This window comes from Micromonospora sp. AMSO12t (genome assembly GCF_008806585.1).
Classification (GTDB): domain Bacteria; phylum Actinomycetota; class Actinomycetes; order Mycobacteriales; family Micromonosporaceae; genus Micromonospora; species Micromonospora reichwaldensis.
Genome location: NZ_WAAS01000019.1, coordinates 1 through 16,695, shown reverse-complemented (window position 1 = coordinate 16,695; position 16,695 = coordinate 1). Strand labels below are relative to the sequence as shown.

Here is a 16,695-nt window from a genome sequence, read left to right as displayed (position 1 = left end):
CTCAGCCGCCCGGCCGCAGCACCCGGCCCGGGCCGGCGACGTTGTCCGCCGCGGCCTGACTGCGCTGGGTGCCGGTGACGCAGACGTCGTCACCGAGGAACGCGTCGCGCCACACGTAGCCGGCGACGCAGGTGTGCGGGCCGTACGGGCCGTTGACCCAGCGGCTCGTGGCGACGGCGTTGTCCGCGAGCACCTGGGAGCGGGTCGTCCCGGTGACGCAGACGTAGTCGGACTGGTCGGCGTCGCGCCAGACGTACCCGCTGACGCAGGTGTTCGGCCCCGCGACCAGGCGCGCCGGGTTGCGGCGGCTCGCCGCGGCGGCGTTGTCCGAGGCCGCCTGGGTGCGCTGGGCGCCGGTCACGCAGACGTCGTCACCGGCGTACGCCTCCCGCCACACGTAGCCGGAGATGCAGGTGTGCGGGCCGTACGCGCCGTTGGTCCAGCGGCTCGGGGCCGCCGCGTTGTCCGCCCACACCTGGCTGCGGGTCGCCCCGGTGACGCAGACCATGTCGCCCGGCCGGGCCTCCCGCCAGACGTACCCCTGCAGGCAGCGGTTCACCACGTCGGTGGTGACGGTGACCGACGCGGAGTTGCCCGAGATCCAGTTCACGCCGATCTGGACCCCGTTGGCGTTGAGCGACTGGGCCGGACCGCCGCCGGGCCCGGTACGCAGCAGCGTGGGCGTGCCGTTGCGGACCTCGTGCAGCAGGACCGTGTCGGCCGGGATGCCGGCGCTCCAGCCGGTCTTGCGGCGGAACTCCACGGTGTAGTAGTGGAACGTGTCGGCGGGGTCGAACGGGATCCGGACCAGTTGCGGGCCGCTCGTCGAGGGCACCTCCAGCGGCGCCAACGTGATGCTCCGCGAGCCCACCCCGTCGGCGGCCATGGTGAACACCCGGTTCTTCGGCAGCCAGCCCAGCTCGTCGCGGTGGAACGCGTTGAGCCCGACCGCGCTCGTGCCGTAGTTCGCCGTGGCGAAGGCGTGGATGTGCATCGCGCTCATCTCGTCCCACGGGTCGTCGTACTCCCCCGGCTGGGACCACGGCGCGTTCTGGTAGGTGGTGTCGTTGGAGAACGAGTGCCCCAGGTTGTAGCCGTGCAGCATCTCGTGGGCGGCGAAGCCGACGTTCCAGGCGCCCGGGTCGAGCAGCACCCGCCCGCCGGCGGCCCCGGAGTCGACCCAGTCGTTGAGCATGACGGCGGTGCGGTGCCCGGCGGGGACGGTGTAGCCGTTGGCCGCGGCGGTGTCGACGCAGCGCTGGATGCGGGTGCCGCGGTCGATCGACTGGTACTGCGCCAGGGTGTACGGCATCGTGTACCAGCCCCGGACGGCCGAGCCGGCCAGCGAGACCCGGCCACCGGACTGGTCGGCCAGGTAGTCCGCCACCCCGGAGGTGCCGAGGCCGGCGTCGGTGAGGAAGTTGGCGAAGAACGACGGCGCCCGGGGCTCCGCCGGCTTGTCGCTGAACTTGCAGAGCAGCACCGACCAGGGGGTGCTGTTGCGGATCGGGCTGGCCGCCGCCGGCCCCGTCGCCGCCACCACCGTCCCGATGACGGCGCAGCTGAGCGCCACGGTCGCCGTGGCGACGCGGCGCAGCAGGTTGGGTCCCACTCGCACTCTCCGTTTCCGTCGGCCCGCCCGGTGCGGACCAGTGGGAGACATGGGAGCACCCGGCGTCACCGCGCGGATGCGGCAAGTCGCATTGGCGACGGGCCGAAATCCGACTCGCCCCCGCCGCCGGGACCGGCGACGGGGGCGGAGCCGCCCGGGCGGAAGGGCGGCAGCGGGCGGATGCCACCCGGCGGTACGCCCTCGGGGCCCGGCGGGAGGCCTCAGCCGTGCAGCCAGCGGTGGATGCACTGCAACAGGTCGGCGGCGTCGACCGGCTTCGTGACGTAGTCGCTGGCGCCGGAGGAGATGCTCTTCTCCCGATCGCCGTGCATGGCCTTCGCGGTCACCGCGATGATCGGCAGGTCGGCGTAGCGGGGCATGGCGCGGATGGCCGCCGTCGCCGCGTAGCCGTCCATCTCCGGCATCATCACGTCCATCAGCACGAGGTCGATGTCGTCGTGACGCATCAGCGTCTCGACGCCCTGCCGGCCGTTCTCCGCGTACACCACGTCGAGCCCGTGCAGCTCCAGGATGTTGGTCAGCGCGAAGACGTTGCGCGCGTCGTCGTCCACCACCAGCACCTTGCGCCCGGCCAGGTCGCCGGGCAGGGCGTCGACGACGGGACGGACGTCGGGCAGCGCCGGGGCGAACGGCAGCACCCGCTCCGGCGTCACCGCCGTGAGGTGCAGGGCGATCCGCTCGCGCAGGTCGTCCAGGCTGCGCAGGACCTCCAGCGGCCGCTCGTGGGTCAACGCCTGCAACAGGGCCTGCGAGCCCGACGGCAGCGGGTGTCCGTGGTACGCCAGCACGGGCACCCCGCGCAGCGCCGGATCGTCGTGCAGCGCCTTCAGCAGGTTCGTACCGCCGTCGTCGGGCAGGTCGAGCTGGAGCACCAGGACGTGGTGCCGCCCGGCGGCGAGCGCCTCGACCGCCGAGGCCACGTCCACCGCGGTGGAGATCTCCACCGGCGGGTGGGCGTCGCCCAGGTCCGCCGCGACGCCCTGGGCGAGCAGCGTCAGCAGCCCCTTGTCGTGACGCTCCAACACCAGCATCCGGCGGACCTCGCCGGGCTGGAGGGTCACGGCCGGCGGCAGCGTGGCCGGCGGCGTCCAGGGCAGGGTGGCCGGGGGCGTCCACGGCAGGGTGGCCGGCGACGTCCAGGGCAGCGCGCCGGCACGGCCCGCGGCCGGCAGCGCGCCGGTCGGGCGGTCGTGCGGGACCGCCGCGTCGCCGGTCCCGGCGGGCACCGGCCCGACGGGCAGGTAGAGGGTGAACGTGCTGCCCCGGCCGAGCACGCTGCGCGCCTGGATCCGGCCGCCGAGCAGGTGGGCGATCTCCCGGCTGATGGACAGCCCGAGGCCCGTGCCCCCGTACCGCCGGCTGGTCGTGCCGTCGGCCTGCTGGAAGGCGTCGAAGATCGCGGTCAGGTGCTGCTCGGCGATGCCGATGCCGGTGTCGATCACCCGGAACGCGAGGAAGACGTCCGTCTGGGCGAGCCCCTCGGGCAACTCACCCGGCGCGGCCCGCTCGATGCGCAGCCGTACCCGCCCCTTCTCGGTGAACTTGACCGCGTTGGAGACCAGGTTGCGCAGCACCTGCCGCAGCCGCTGCTCGTCGGTGTGCAGCTCGGTCGGCACGCCCGGCCCGGTGCTGATCTCCAGCTCCAGGCCCCGGGGCGTGGTCAGCGGCCGGAAGGTGGCGTCGACGTAGTCGCGCAGCGCGGCCAGCTCGAACGTCTCCGGGTTGATGTCCATCTTCCCGGCCTCCACCTTGGACAGGTCGAGGATGTCGTTGATCAGCTGGAGCAGGTCCGTGCCGGCCGAGTGGATGACCGTCGCGTACTCCACCTGCTTGGCGGTCAGGTTGCGGTTCGGGTTCTGCGCGAGCAGTTGGGCGAGGATGAGCAGCGAGTTCAGCGGCGTACGCAGCTCGTGGCTCATGTTCGCGAGGAACTCCGACTTGTACTTGGAGGCGAGGGCGAGCTGCTGGGCGCGGGCCTCCAGCTCCTGCCGGGCCTGCTCGATCTCGGAGTTCTTCGTCTCGATGTCGTGGTTCTGCCGGGCCAGCAGGGCCGCCTTGTCCTCCAGCTCGGCGTTGGAGCGCTGGAGCTCCTCGGAGCGGGCCTGCAACTCCTCCGAGCGGGCCTGCAACTCCGCGGCGAGGCGCTGCGACTCGGTGAGCAGCACGTCGGTACGGGCGTTGGCGACGATGGTGTTGACGTTGACGCCGATGGTCTCGGTCAGCTGGTCGAGGAAGTCGCGTTGCACCTCGGTGAAGCGGCTCATGCTGGCCAGCTCGATGACGCCGAGCACCTGGTCCTCGAAGAGGATCGGCAGCACCACCAGGTGCAGCGGGGCGGCGGCGCCGAGGCTGGAGGAGACGGTGACGTAGTCGGCCGGCACGGTGTCCACCACGATGGCCCGCTTGCTCACCGCGGCCTGCCCGACGAGCGAGTCGCCGAGGGCGTACCGGCGGCCGGAGGTGTCGTGCCCGTACCCGCCGACGACCCGCAGGCCGGTCCCGCCGGGGCCGTCGTCCACCAGCAGGAACGTGCCGAGCTGCGCGGAGACCAGCGGGGCCAGCTCGTTCATCACCAGACCGGCGACCACGTCCAGGTCGCGGTGGCCCTGCATCAGGCCGGCGATGCGGGCCAGGTTGGTCTTGAGCCAGTCCTGTTCCTGGTTGGTGCGGGTGGTCTCGCGCAGCGACTCCACCATCGAGTTGATGTTGTCCTTCAGCTCGCCGACCTCGCCGGGGGCGTCCACGGTGATGGAGCGGGTCAGGTCGCCGGTGGCCACCGCGCTGGTCACCTCGGCGATGGCGCGCACCTGGCGGGTGAGGTTCCCGGCCAGCTCGTTGACGTTCTCGGTGAGCCGCTTCCAGGTGCCGGAGACGCCCTCGACCTCGGCCTGGCCGCCGAGGCGGCCCTCGCTGCCGACCTCCCGGGCCACCCGGGTCACCTCCGCCGCGAACGACGACAGCTGGTCCACCATCGTGTTGATGGTGGTCTTCAGCTCCAGGATCTCGCCGCGCGCGTCGACGTCGATCTTCTTGGTCAGGTCGCCCTGGGCCACGGCCGTGGTGACCTGGGCGATGTTGCGGACCTGGCCGGTGAGGTTGTTCGCCATCGAGTTGACGTTGTCGGTGAGGTCCTTCCAGGTGCCGGCCACGTTCGGCACCCGCGCCTGCCCGCCGAGGCGGCCCTCGGTGCCGACCTCCCGGGCCACCCGGGTCACCTCGTCGGCGAAGGCGCCGAGCGTGCCGACCATCGTGTTGATGGTCTGCGCGAGCACGGCCACCTCGCCCTTGGCCTCCACGGTGATCTGCCGGCTCAGGTCGCCCTGGGCGACGGCCGTGGCGACCAGCGCGATCGAGCGCACCTGGTTGGTGAGGTTGTTGGCCATCTCGTTGACGTTGTCGGTGAGGTCCTTCCAGGTGCCGGCCACGTTGGACACCCGGGCCTGGCCGCCGAGGCGGCCCTCGGTGCCCACCTCCCGGGCCACCCGCGTCACCTCGTCGGCGAACGCGGAGAGCTGGTCGACCATCGTGTTGATGGTCTCCTTCAGCGCCAGGATCTCGCCGCGCGCGTCGACCCGGATCTTCTGCGTCAGGTCGCCCTTCGCCACCGCGGTGGTCACCTCGGCGATGCTGCGCACCTGGGCGGTGAGGTTGTCCGCCATGACGTTGACCGACTCGGTGAGGTCCTTCCAGGTGCCGGAGACGCCCTTGACGTCCGCCTGGCCGCCGAGGCGCCCCTCGGTGCCCACCTCCCGGGCGACCCGCGTCACCTCGTCGGCGAACGACGACAGTTGGTCCACCATCGTGTTGATGGTGTTCTTCAGCTCCAGGATCTCGCCGTGCGCGGTGACGGTGATCTTCTGCGACAGGTCGCCCCGGGCCACCGCCGTGGCCACCTGCGCGATGCTGCGCACCTGGTCGGTGAGGTTGACCGCCATCGAGTTCACCGAGTCGGTGAGGTCGCGCCAGGTGCCGGCCACGCCGCTGACCTGGGCCTGACCGCCGAGCCGCCCGTCGGTGCCGACCTCGCGGGCCACCCGGGTCACCTCGTCGGCGAACGACGACAGCTGGTCCACCATCGTGTTGATGGTGCTCTTGAGCTCCAGGATCTCGCCCCGGGCGTCGACGGTGATCTTCTGCGACAGGTCGCCCCGGGCCACGGCCGTGGTGACCTGGGCGATGTTGCGGACCTGGCTGGTCAGGTTGCCGGCCATGAAGTTCACCGAGTCGGTGAGGTCGCGCCAGGTGCCGGCCACGCCGGGCACCTCGGCCTGGCCGCCGAGGCGGCCCTCGCTGCCGACCTCCCGGGCCACCCGCGTCACCTCGTCGGCGAACGACGACAACTGGTCCACCATCGTGTTGATGGTGATCTTCAGCTCCAGGATCTCGCCGCGCACGTCCACGGTGATCTTCTGCGACAGGTCGCCCCGGGCCACCGCCGTGGCCACCTCGGCGATGTCGCGGACCTGGTCGGTGAGGTTGCCCGCCATGGCGTTGACGGAGTCGGTGAGGTCCTTCCAGGTGCCCGACACCCCGGGCACCTCGGCCTGGCCGCCCAGCTGCCCCTCGGTGCCCACCTCCCGGGCCACCCGGGTCACCTCGGAGGTGAACAGCGACAACTGGTCGACCATGCCGTTGAAGACGGTGGCGATCTCCCCGAGCAGGCCGTCGGCGTCCTCCGGCAGCCGGGTGCCGAAGTCACCGTCGCGTACCGCCGTCAGGCCGGCCAGCAGCTGCCGGAGCCCCGGATCGGCCATCGCCGCGGCCCCTCCGGTCGCCGGGTTGCGCCGCGACGCCGTCTTCTCGACCACCACAACCACCTCGCGCAGCAGCCGGGGGCCTGCCCGCCGGCACAACATCGACCGCGCAAGTATGCACAGCCCGGTCGCCGCACGCGCGCCGGCCGGCACCCCGCGGCGCCGGCCGTCCGGCGGCTGCGCACCAGCACGGTTACCAGGGGCGCGGCGCGGGTAGAGGCGACGCTCGAACCGGTCCGACCGGAACGGGGGACTCGCCGGGGCGGTCCTCGACGCCGGCCCGGCGAGCGGGTCCGGTGTGGAGCGCGCCCCGCCGGAAAAGGAGTGCCGACGGTGCGACAGTGGTGGCGGGGCGCGCGCGGGCGGATCCGCGCCGACGGCATGACCGTGGTCGAGCTGACCCTTGCCGCGACCGTCGCCTGGATGCTCGCCGCGCGGGTGATCGGCCACCCGGACCCGTTCTTCGCGCCCACGGCCGCGCTGGTCGTCCTCGGCGAGGCACGGGGGCGGCGGGTCCGGCAGACGGTGGAGATCCTGCTCGGGGTCGCGGCCGGGGTGCTCGTCGCCGAGCTGCTGGTGTACACGCTCGGCCCCGGCACCGGCACCGTCTTCCTGGTGCTGCTGCTGACCACCGGCCTGATGGTGGCGATCGGGGCGCGCACCACCCTCGTGGTGCAGGCGGCGGTCTCCGCGATGTACCTGGTGGCGGTCGCCGCGCCCAGCGGCACGCTGATGCCCTTCCGATTCGTCGACGCGCTGATCGGCGGCGTGGTCGCGCTGGCCGCGAGCCAGCTCCTGGCGGCCCGCGACCCCCTCGCCCCGCTGGTGCGGGAGGCCCGGCAGAGCTTCGCCGACCTCGCCGAGGTGCTCGACGCGCTCGACGACGCGCTCGCCCGCTGCGACGAGACCGTCGCCCGGACCGCGCTGGACCGGGCCCGGGAACTGGACGACTGCGTGGACCGGCTGCGCACGGCGGTCCGGGCCACCGGGGAGACGCTGCGGTTCCGGGTCCGCCGGCGGCGGCACGTCGGGCAGGTACGGGAGGTGGAGGCGACCGCCCGGCAGCTGGACTACGCCGTGCGCAACGTCCGGGTCCTGGCCCGCGCCGGGGTGACGCTGACCCGGCTGTGCACCGACACGCCGCCGGAACTGGGCGACGCGATCCCCGCCCTGGCCGCCGCCGTACGCGCCGCTGGCGAGGCCGTCGCGACGGACCTGACCGGCGAGGACGCCGCCCGGCACGCCGCCCGGGCCGACGAGGCGGCCATGACCGCGGTCCGGGTCGCCGGCCGGCTGCTCGCGTCCGACCCGGCGCTGCCCGTCACGATGATCGTCGGCCAGATCCGGGCGACCGCCATCGACCTGCTGCGCGGGGTCGGCCACGACGACGTCGCCGTGCTGGAGCGGGTGGACGAGGCGCTCGGGGTGGTGCCCGCTCAGGTGGCGTCGCAGCGCTCCGAGAGCGCGTAGCGGACCAGCACGACGTCGCCGATCTGGCGGGTCTCCGCCACCCGCGCCCGGCGACCGGGATGCCAGGGGAAGCTCCCGTCGCCGACGAACCGGGGCGCCCGCCCGTCACCGACGAAGAACGGGGCCAGGACCAGGTGCAGCTCGTCGGCGAGGCCCGCGGTGAGGAACTGCCCGAGCACGCTCGCCCCGCCCTCCACCATCAGCCGGTCCACGCCCCGGCCGGCCAGGTCCGCCAGCAGCCACGCCGGGTCCACCGGCTCGCCCGCGTCCACCACGGTGGCCCGGCCCGCCAGCCGCTCCCCCGTCTTCGCCACGGCCGGGGTGGCACAGTAGACGATCCGGTCGGCGTCGCCGGTGGTGAAGAAGCGGGCCGTCGGGTCCAGGTCGCCGCAGCCGGTCACCGTCACCTTGGTCGGGGAGGCGGGCAGGCCCCGCGCGACCCGTTCGGCGCGCCGCCGCGCGGAACGGACCAGCAGACGCGGGTCGTCGCGGCGGACCGTGCCCGCGCCGACCAGGATCGCGTCGCAGCCCGCCCGGACCGCGTCGACCCGGTCCAGGTCGGCCTCGTTGGACAGCAGCAGCCGCTGCCCGCTCGCGTCGTCGAGGTAGCCGTCCATCGACGTGGCGCAGCTGAGCAGGACGTACGGGCGGTCAGTCACGGACGAGGGGCAGGTCGAGGGCGTGCCCACCACGCCCGGCCTTCGCCGCCAGGTAGCCGGCGTTCGCCGGGGACAGGTGCACCCCGGTGGGTACGCGCGCGGTGACCGTCACCCCGAGCCGCTGAAGCTGTGCCGCCTTGTCCGGGTTGTTGCTCAGCAGGGCGGCCCGGTCCACGCCCAAAGCGGCGAGCATCTGCGCGGCCACGGTGTAGTCCCGCTCGTCGGGCTGGTGGCCCAGCGCCAGGTTCGCCTCGTAGGTGTCCAGCCCGGCGTCCTGCAACGCGTACGCGTCGAGCTTGGCGTACAGGCCGATGCCGCGTCCCTCCTGCCGCAGGTAGAGCAGGTAGCCGCCGGCGTCGGCGATGCGTTCGACCGCCTCGCGCAGTTGGGGGCCGCAGTCGCAGCGCCGGCTGCCGAACACGTCCCCGGTCAGGCACTCGCTGTGCGGGCGGACCAGCGGCGGCGACGGGCGCGCCGTGGCCCTGTCGACGGGACCGGCCCGGTCACCCAGGCCGAACGCGAGGTGCTCCCGGCCGTCCACGAGACCGTCGAAGGAGAACACCCGGGCGGTGGTGAGGTATCCGTCGGGGAACCGCAGCGGCACGGTGACCTGCGTACGGACCGTGGCGGCGGGCGGGGATTCGGACATCGGGCTCCTCGTCAGACGGTGCCGGCGGGCACGCGGGCACGGCGGACCAGCAGGACGGCGGCGCCGGGCAGGCTGGCGGCGAGCACCAGGACCCCGTACACCGTGGCGGTGGCGACGCCCTCGGCGGCGCTCAGGCCGGCGGCGCCGAACGCCCACGCGGCCACGCCCTCGCGGGGGCCGAAGCCGGCGACGTTCACCGGCACCCCCATGGCCAGCAGCGCCAGCAGGGTCAGCGGCACCAGCAGGGTCAGCGGCGCGGTGGAGCCGGCGGTACGCGCGGCCAGCACGAACGTGGCGAGGTGGCCGGCGACGGCCACGGTGGAGGCCACGAGCACACCCAGCCAGGCGCGGCGGCCGAGCAGCCCGGCGCGCACGTCGGCCACCGCCGCACGCGCCGCGCGCGCCCACCGCGACGGCCCGGCGGTGGGCAGCGCGCGGGCCAGCAGGACGACGCCCAGCCCGGCGGCGGCCAGCAGCGCCGCCACCACCGGCAGGTGGGGCCGCACCGGCGACGGGAACGCGGCGAGCACGACCACCGCCACGGCGGCCAGCACGACCTGCCCGGCGACGCGTTCCCACACCACCGCGCGCACCCCCCGGCCGACGTCGCCGACGTCGCGGCCGTGCCGCACCGCCCGGTGCACGTCGCCGAGCACACCGCCGGGGAGAGTCGAGTTCAGGAACACCGCCCGGTAGCAGTGCGCGAGCGCCGTCGGCAGCGGCAGCCGCACCCCCAGCCCGTTGGCGACGAGGCTCCACCGCCAGGCGCAGCAGCCCGTGGTCAGCGCTCCGATGGCGACGGCGGCGGCCAGCGCCGGGCCGTCGACCAGGCGGAGCCCGGCGAGGAACGGGCCGGCACCCAGCCAGCCCAGCAGCACGGCCAGCACGCCCCCGCCGCCGAGCGTCCGCACCCATGGCCAGCACCGGCGCGCCACCAGCCGGGCCCGTCCCGGACGCTCGCCTCGCCGGTGGGCGCGCACCGGCGGGGCGCCCGGTTCAGCCACAGCCGGCCAGCAGGTCGAGGTGCTCGACCAGCACGTCGAGCCGGCCGGCGGCGATCTCGGCGCGGCGCCGGCCGGCGTACGCCCGGGTCGGGCCCGTCAGCTCTGGCCGCTGCTCGCAGGCGGCGTCGAGCCAGCCGGTGAACCACTCGCCAACCAGCTCCGCCCGCTGCGGGCCGAGCCGCCACGGGCTGGGCCGCAGGACCACGTCGACGCCGTGCCGGGCGAACGCCGCCGCGCAGGCGTGCACGGCGTCCGGCCCGAGCAGGGCGCGCCCGTCGACCGTGCGTCGCTGGTGGTCGTTGAACGCGGCGGCGATCCGCCCGTCCCACGGATCCGCCGGAGTGAGCCGCACCCGGCCGGTCACCGACAGGGCCAGCAGGGCCGGACGGCCCGCCCCGGCGCAGGCCGCGACGAGCCGCTCGACCTCCGCCGCGGTGAGCATGTCCAGCAGCGCGGACGCGGTGACCAGCGACGCGTCGGCCAGGTCGGCGGCCGTCAGCCGGGTGAGGTCGCCGCGGCGGACCTCGACGGTGACCGGGCCGCCGTCGCCGGCGGCGGGCATCCCGGCGGCCGCGCGGGCGAGCAGGTCGGCGTCCCGGTCGTGCAGGATCCAGTGCTGCGGGCCGGGCAGCCGCGGCGCGAGCCAGCGACCCATCGCGCCGGTGCCGGTGCCGAGGTCGTGCACGACGAGCGGTCCGGCGCCGGCCAGCCGGGGGCGGACCAGGTCCACCAGGTCCTCGGCGCGGGCCGCCGCGTCGGCGGGCTCCCGCAGCGCCAGCCAGTGCGCGAAGCGCGGCGGCAGGTGCCCGGTCATGCCGCAGCCGTCCCGGCCAGCACCGCGCCAGCGACGGTCGCGGAGACCGTCCAGTCGTCGAGCGTGCGCCGCCGCCCGCGCGCCGCCCGCCGCAGCGCCCGACGCAGGTCGGGCTCGCCGAGCCAGCGCCGCAGCGCGCCGGCCAGGGCCGCCGGGTCGTCGGGCGGCACGAGCAGTCCCGGCGCCGCGCCGTCGGGCGCGCGGCCCAGGGCCTCGGGCAGCCCGCCGGCCGCCGTGGCGAGCACCGGCACGCCCCGCGCGAGGGCCTCGGTGACCACCATCCCGTACGTCTCCCGGCGCGAGGCCAGCACCAGCAGGTCGGCGGCGGCGTACGCGGCGTGCAGGGCCGCCCCGGTGCGCGGGCCGACCAGGCGCACCCGGTCGGCGAGACCGTGCCCGGTCACCCGCCGCCGCAGGGCCGCCACGAACCCCGGGTCCCGGGTCAGCGGCCCCACGCAGACACAGCCCCAGGGCAGGTCGGCGACCGCCGCCAGTGCCTCCACCAGCACGTCGTGCCCCTTCTGCGGGGCGAGGGCGGCGACGCAGAGCAGGTTTCCGCCGGCCGGTGACCCGGGCGCGGGCGGGGCCGGGTCCACGCCGGGCCGGGCGACGTGCACCCGGTCGGCCGGCAGCGCGTACCGGTCGAGCAGCCGCCGCCGGGTCCACTCGCTGGTGGTGACGACCGCGCCGGCGGCGGCCAGGGCGGCGGCCTCGGCGTCGTGCTCCAGCGGCAGGTGCACGAGGACGACGAGGCGCAGCCGCCGGGCGTGCGTGGCGAGCACCTCCGGCACGCAGGAGGCGACCAGCCCGTCGAGCAGGACCGGCGACCCGTCGGGCAGCGCCGCGAGCACCGTGGCGAGCCCGGCGCGGGCAGCCCGGTCGGGGCGGGGCCAGTCGCCGGGCACGGCGTGTTCGCGGACCGTCCAGCCGGCCGCCGCGAGGCCCCGGCAGAGCCGGCGGTCGTAGCCGTTGCCGCCGCTCGGCTCGGCCGGGTCGTCGATGTCGTTCGGCAGCACGACGTGCACCGTCGCCATTCAGAGCGACCGTTCGTAGCTGGCCCAGGCGACGTGCGACTCGTGCAGCGTGACGGTGATGCCGGCCAGGGCGCGCGCGCCCGCGCCGAGGTCGCCGGCGCGTACCCGCTCGGCGAGACGGTCGGCGACCGCGCGGGCCAGCACCTCGGTGGTCGTGTTCACCCCGGCGAAGGCCGGGTCGTCGTCGAGGTTGCGGTAGGTCAGTTCCCCGAGCACCGCCTTGAGCTGGTCGGTGGCGAGCCCGATGTCGACCACCACGCCGTCGGCGTCGAGGTCGGGGCGGCGGAAGGTGGCGTCCACGACGAAGGTCGCCCCGTGCAGGCGCTGCGCCGGACCGAACACCTCCCCCCGGAAGCTGTGGGCGATCATCATGTGGTCTCGTACGGTCACGCTGAACACGGGTCACTCTCCGTCGTAGGTGATGAGGTGGCACAGTGCGGGGAGACTGCCGGCGGTCAGCCGGGCCAGCACGTCGGGCAGCTCCGCGAAGCGGGACTCGCCGGTGAGCAGCGCGTCGAAGGCGGGATCGGCGAGCAGCTCCAGGGCGAGCCCCAGCCGGTCGGCGAAGCTGCGGCTGCCCCGTCGGGCCGGCGCGACGGCGCCCACCTGGCTGCCGCGCACGCTCAGCCGTCCGGAGTGGAACGCCCCGCCCAGCGCCAGCGCGACGGTGCGGTCGCCGTACCAGCTCAGCTCGACGACGGTGCCCTCCGGCCGGAGCAGCTCCAGCGAGCGTTGCAGGCCGGCGGCGGTGGCGCTGGCGTGCACCACGAGGTCCCGCCCGCCGGCGGCCTCCTCCGGCGGGGCGAAGCCGACGCCGAGTGCGGCGGCGACGGTCGCCCGGGCCGGGTCGGTGTCGACCAGCTCCACCCGCACGCCCGGAAAGCGGGCGAGCAGCGCCGCCACGCAGCAGCCGACCATGCCGCCGCCGACCACGCTCACCCGGTCGCCGACCAGGGGCGCGGCGTCCCAGAGCGCGTTCACCGCCGTCTCCACCGTCCCGGCGAGCACCGCGCGGGCGGGCGGCACCGCGTCCGGCACGGGCACCACCGCGCCGGCCGGGACCACGTACGCGGTCTGGTGCGGGTGCAGGCAGAACACGGTGCGGCCCCGCAGCTCGTCCGGGCCCCGCTCGACCACCCCCACGTTGAGGTAGCCGTACTTCACCGGCGCCGGGAAGTCCCCCTCCTGGAACGGGGCGCGCATCGCCGCGTGCTGGTCGGCGGGGACGCGGCCGGCGAAGACCAGCGTCTCCGTGCCCCGGCTGACGCCGGAGTACCGGCTGCGGACGAGCACCTCGTCCGGGCCGGGGTCGGCGAGCGGTGCCGACCGGATCTCACCCTCGCCGGGCGTACGCAGCCAGAAGGCGCGCGCCTCACCGGTCACCGGCTCCTCCTCACCCGCATCCGGGGCGAACCGAACGGCGGTATTTCCCGTAGTTCCTGTCGGATGTCGTCGACGATAGACACGGAGGCACGGTGCCCACGGTTCGAAAAGACCCGGCGATCGGGCTGATCGTCCAGATTGTCCTGCTGGCGGGGCTGGCCGCGACGGTCGGTCTCGGCCCGGCGGGCTGGCTCGCCGGGGCCGCGTACGGGGCGGCGCTGTGCCTGATCCTCGACCGGGGGCTGCGCCGGTCGGGCTCGCACGCCCTCGGGCCGGCCGACCGGGTGACGCTGGCCCGGGCGCTCCTCGTCGGCGGCGTGACGGCGCTGACCGGGGACGCGCTCGCCCCGACCGCCGTCGACCGGGCCGCGTCGGTCGGGGTGCTGGTCGCCCTCACCGCCGTGGCGCTGGTCCTCGACGCCGTCGACGGGTACGTGGCCCGGCGCACCGGCACCGCCAGCGCGCTGGGGGCCCGCTTCGACATGGAGGTCGACGCGTTCCTCATCCTCGTCCTCGGGGCGGCCGTCGCGCCCGCCGTGGGTGCCTGGGTGCTCGCCCTCGGCGCCATGCGGTACGCGTTCGTCGCCGCCGGGTGGGTGCTGCCCTGGCTGCGCCGGCCGCTGCCCCCGAGGTACTGGCGCAAGGTCGTCGCGGCGGCGCAGGGCGTGCTGCTGCTGGTCGCGGCTGCCGGGGTGCTGCCCGGACCGGGCGACGCGCTGGTGCTGGCAGTCGCGCTGGCCCTGCTCGTCGAGTCGTTCGGCCGCGACGTCGGGTGGCTGTGGCGGCGCCGCTCGGTCTGGGCGGTGCCACCGGGCGCCCCGCGCCGCCGGATCCGGCCCGCGGCGGTACGCCCCGACCTCGTCACCGCCCGTGACTGACCGCCCCCCGTCGCCGCCCGGGACCGAGCCGCCCTCGTCGCCGCGCACGAACGGCCGGCCCTCGTCGCCCCCCGCAACCTCGTCGCCGCCCGCGAACGACCGGCCCTCGTCGCCGCCCGGGACCGGACGGTCGGCTGTCGGGGCGCGCGGCCGTACCTCCGAAGGAGCGGGCGGGAGGCGGCGGGGCGCGGCGCGGGTGACGACCGCGCTGGCCGCCCTGCTCGTGCTGGTCGCCCTGACCGCGCCGCACCAGCCCGCCCGGCTCACGCCCGGCGCGTTCGTGCGGGTGCCCCTCGAAGGCCTGCTCGTGGTCGCCGTGCTGCTCGCCCTGCCGGCCCGCGCGCGGCGGCCGGTGGCGGCGCTCGCGGGCGCGCTGCTCGGGTTGCTGGCCCTGCTGAAGGTCGCCGACCTGGGCTTCCTCGCGACCCTCGGCCGCCCCTTCGACCTGGTGCTCGACTGGGCCCTGCTCGACGACGCGCTCGGGTTCCTCACCGATTCGGCCGGGCGGGCGGGCGCCGCCGGGGCGGTCGTCGCGACCGTGCTGCTGCTCGCCGCCGTGCTCCTCGCGACGACGCGGTCCGTGCTGCGGCTGACCCCCCTGCTGGTGCGGCACCGCGCCGCCACCCGGCGCACGGTCGCCGCACTGGTGGTGGTCTGGCTGGCCTGCGCCACGTTCGGCGTGCGCGTGTCCCCCGGCGTGCCGGTGGCCGACGCCGCCGCGACCGACCTGGTCGGCGACCACGCCCGCCAGGTACGCGCCCGGCTGCGCGACCGGGAGGTCTTCGCGGCCCAGGTCGGCGTCGACGCGTTCCGGGACGCCCCCGGCGACCGCCTGCTGACCGCGCTGCGCGGCAAGGACGTGGTGGTCGCCTTCGTGGAGAGCTACGGGCGCGACGCGGTGGAGAACCCGGAGTACGCCCCGGGCGTGGGCGCCGTGCTGGCCGACGGGGACCGCCGGCTGCGGGCCGCCGGCTTCGCCTCGCGCAGCGGGTTCCTCACCTCGCCGACCACCGGCGGCGGCAGCTGGCTGGCCCACGCAACGCTGCTGTCCGGCATGTGGGTGGACAACGACCAGCGGCACCGCAGCCTGCTGGCCAGCGACCGGTTGACGCTGGGCGGCGCCTTCCGGCGGGCCGGCTGGCGCACGGTGGGTGTGATGCCGGCGGCCACCCGGCCCTGGCCGGAGGGGGCCTTCTTCGGCTACGAACGCTTCTACGACGCCCGCAGCCTCGGCTACCGGGGGCCGAAGTTCAGCTACGCCCCGATGCCCGACCAGTACACCCTGGCGACCTTCGAGCGCCTGGAACGCACCCGGGCGGATCGCGCCCCGGTGATGGCCGAGATCGCGCTCGTGTCCAGCCACTCCCCCTGGACGAAGATCCCGCGCCTCGTCGACTGGTCGCGGGTCGGCGACGGGACCGTCTTCCACGGCGAGACCACCGGCAACCCGTCGTCGCAGCCCCGCGCCGGCTACCGCCGGTCCGTCGAGTACTCCCTGGGCACCCTCGTGTCCTACCTGGAGGCCCACGGCGACGACGACCTGGTGCTGGTCTTCCTCGGCGACCACCAGCCCGCCCCGGTCGTCACCGGCGCCCGGGCGGGCCGGGACGTGCCGGTCACCGTCGTCGCCCGGGACCCGGCCGTGCTCGACCGGATCTCGGGATGGGGCTGGGACGACGGACTCCGGCCCGGGCCGCGCGCGCCGGTCTGGCCGATGGACGCCTTCCGCGACCGGTTCCTCACCGCCTTCGGCGGCTGACCCCGCCCGCGCGACACCGTGGGCGGGCCGCCCCCGGAACGCCCGACGGAGCGCCTGCGGGAGCCGAAGGGGCCGCCGCCGGAGCGCGGGCAAGCCGCGTCGGGACACCGGCGGCCCGCCTCCGGGGCACCGGACAAGGCCGCCGTCGGGGCACCGGACGGAGGCCGCCGTCGGGCAGGTCCCGGCGGGGCGTCCGCGGCACGGGCCGGTTCCGTCAGCGGGGTGCCACGAGGCCGGCGTAGTCGTCGGCGGCCAGGGGCCGCCGGGACAGCGACCCGTCGGCGCGCGGCACCCCCAGCGGGGCCCCGCCCCGGAAGAAGGCCACGGTGTCGACGTCGGAACGGGCAGTCAGGGTGCAGACGATCTGCCCGAAGGCGAGGACCTCGTCGCTGCGGCCCGTCTCGTCGCCGGCCCCGCCGAGGTCCACGTCGACCTCGTTGCCCCGCGGCCGGGCGGCGGCGACCGGCACGGCCCCGGGCAGCGCCGTCGTCAGGCCCCGGTCGCGCTCGGCGGTGGTCGGGCCGGCCAGCAGGTGCTGGAGCTGGGCGTCGACGGTGGGCGTGCCGTCGACCCGACGCTCGACGCGGACCAGCCGGTCGTCGCTGACGAAGCAGAGCACCTCCGTCGTCCGCCCCGCCGTCAGGGTGGGGGTCGGTGT

At 75.6% G+C, this 16,695-nt stretch carries 11 protein-coding genes and 1 pseudogene; 2 read left to right on the top strand and 10 right to left on the bottom strand.

Features of this window, described 5'->3' with window-relative positions; translation table 11 throughout:
- Nucleotide 1: 1 nt before the first annotated feature.
- Nucleotides 2-1,612, bottom strand: a complete 1,611-nt coding sequence (locus tag F6X68_RS04890) for a hypothetical protein (RefSeq protein ID WP_151453127.1) — start codon at nucleotides 1,610-1,612, stop codon at nucleotides 2-4.
- Between the two features lie 221 nt (nucleotides 1,613-1,833).
- Nucleotides 1,834-6,387, bottom strand: a complete 4,554-nt coding sequence (locus tag F6X68_RS04885) for a HAMP domain-containing protein (RefSeq protein ID WP_151453158.1) — start codon at nucleotides 6,385-6,387, stop codon at nucleotides 1,834-1,836.
- 333 nt (nucleotides 6,388-6,720) lie between these two features.
- Between F6X68_RS04885 and F6X68_RS04880 the strand changes: the two genes are divergently transcribed.
- A complete protein-coding gene (locus tag F6X68_RS04880; protein WP_151453126.1) occupies nucleotides 6,721-7,857 on the top strand; it encodes an aromatic acid exporter family protein in 1,137 nt (378 codons plus the stop codon).
- On the opposite strand, the gene F6X68_RS04875 is transcribed toward F6X68_RS04880, so the two are convergent.
- Genes F6X68_RS04875 through F6X68_RS04845 form a run of 7 tightly spaced genes read right to left on the bottom strand, consistent with a single transcriptional unit; the run spans nucleotide 7,824 to nucleotide 13,400 of the window.
- A complete protein-coding gene (locus tag F6X68_RS04875) occupies nucleotides 7,824-8,516 on the bottom strand; it encodes a dihydrofolate reductase family protein (RefSeq protein WP_151453125.1) in 693 nt (230 codons plus the stop codon). The two genes, F6X68_RS04880 and F6X68_RS04875, sit on opposite strands and share 34 nt — an antisense overlap.
- Nucleotides 8,509-9,165, bottom strand: a complete 657-nt coding sequence (gene ribA / locus F6X68_RS04870; protein ID WP_151453124.1) for a GTP cyclohydrolase II — start codon at nucleotides 9,163-9,165, stop codon at nucleotides 8,509-8,511. Before ribA ends, F6X68_RS04875 begins: the two co-directional genes overlap by 8 nt.
- A gap of 11 nt (nucleotides 9,166-9,176) precedes the next feature.
- Nucleotides 9,177-10,103, bottom strand: a complete 927-nt coding sequence (locus F6X68_RS04865; protein ID WP_151453157.1) for a lysylphosphatidylglycerol synthase transmembrane domain-containing protein — start codon at nucleotides 10,101-10,103, stop codon at nucleotides 9,177-9,179.
- A 58-nt stretch (nucleotides 10,104-10,161) separates the two neighbouring features.
- Nucleotides 10,162-10,983 carry a methyltransferase domain-containing protein gene (locus tag F6X68_RS04860; RefSeq protein WP_151453123.1) on the bottom strand — a complete coding sequence of 274 codons (822 nt, stop codon included), beginning with the start codon at nucleotides 10,981-10,983 and terminating at the stop codon, nucleotides 10,162-10,164.
- Nucleotides 10,980-12,017, bottom strand: a complete 1,038-nt coding sequence (locus F6X68_RS04855; protein WP_151453122.1) for a glycosyltransferase family 4 protein — start codon at nucleotides 12,015-12,017, stop codon at nucleotides 10,980-10,982. Before F6X68_RS04855 ends, F6X68_RS04860 begins: the two co-directional genes overlap by 4 nt.
- Nucleotides 12,018-12,416 (bottom strand): 6-carboxytetrahydropterin synthase, encoded by a 399-nt coding sequence (locus F6X68_RS04850; protein WP_151453121.1) that lies wholly within the window; start codon nucleotides 12,414-12,416, stop codon nucleotides 12,018-12,020. It lies immediately after the preceding gene.
- Between the two features lie 3 nt (nucleotides 12,417-12,419).
- On the bottom strand, nucleotides 12,420-13,400 hold the full coding sequence (locus F6X68_RS04845; RefSeq protein ID WP_151453120.1) for a zinc-binding alcohol dehydrogenase: 981 nt from the start codon (nucleotides 13,398-13,400) through the stop codon (nucleotides 12,420-12,422).
- A 92-nt stretch (nucleotides 13,401-13,492) separates the two neighbouring features.
- Here F6X68_RS04845 and F6X68_RS34820 point away from each other — a divergent pair.
- Nucleotides 13,493-16,028 (top strand): annotated as a pseudogene (locus tag F6X68_RS34820) (CDP-alcohol phosphatidyltransferase family protein); the annotation flags it as partial.
- A 223-nt stretch (nucleotides 16,029-16,251) separates the two neighbouring features.
- Here the strand turns inward: F6X68_RS34820 and F6X68_RS04830 are convergent.
- On the bottom strand, nucleotides 16,252-16,695 hold a 444-nt coding region (locus F6X68_RS04830; RefSeq protein WP_151453117.1), incomplete at its 5' end, for a GerMN domain-containing protein.

Bases quoted from the DNA above. Each gene is read 5' to 3' on its own strand.
- ribA (WP_151453124.1), bottom strand. From the start codon at position 9,165: ATGTCCGAATCCCCGCCCGCCGCCACGGTCCGTACGCAGGTCACCGTG.
- F6X68_RS04885 (WP_151453158.1), bottom strand. From the start codon at position 6,387: ATGGCCGATCCGGGGCTCCGGCAGCTGCTGGCCGGCCTGACGGCGGTA.
- F6X68_RS04860 (WP_151453123.1), bottom strand. From the start codon at position 10,983: ATGACCGGGCACCTGCCGCCGCGCTTCGCGCACTGGCTGGCGCTGCGG.
- F6X68_RS04855 (WP_151453122.1), bottom strand. From the start codon at position 12,017: ATGGCGACGGTGCACGTCGTGCTGCCGAACGACATCGACGACCCGGCC.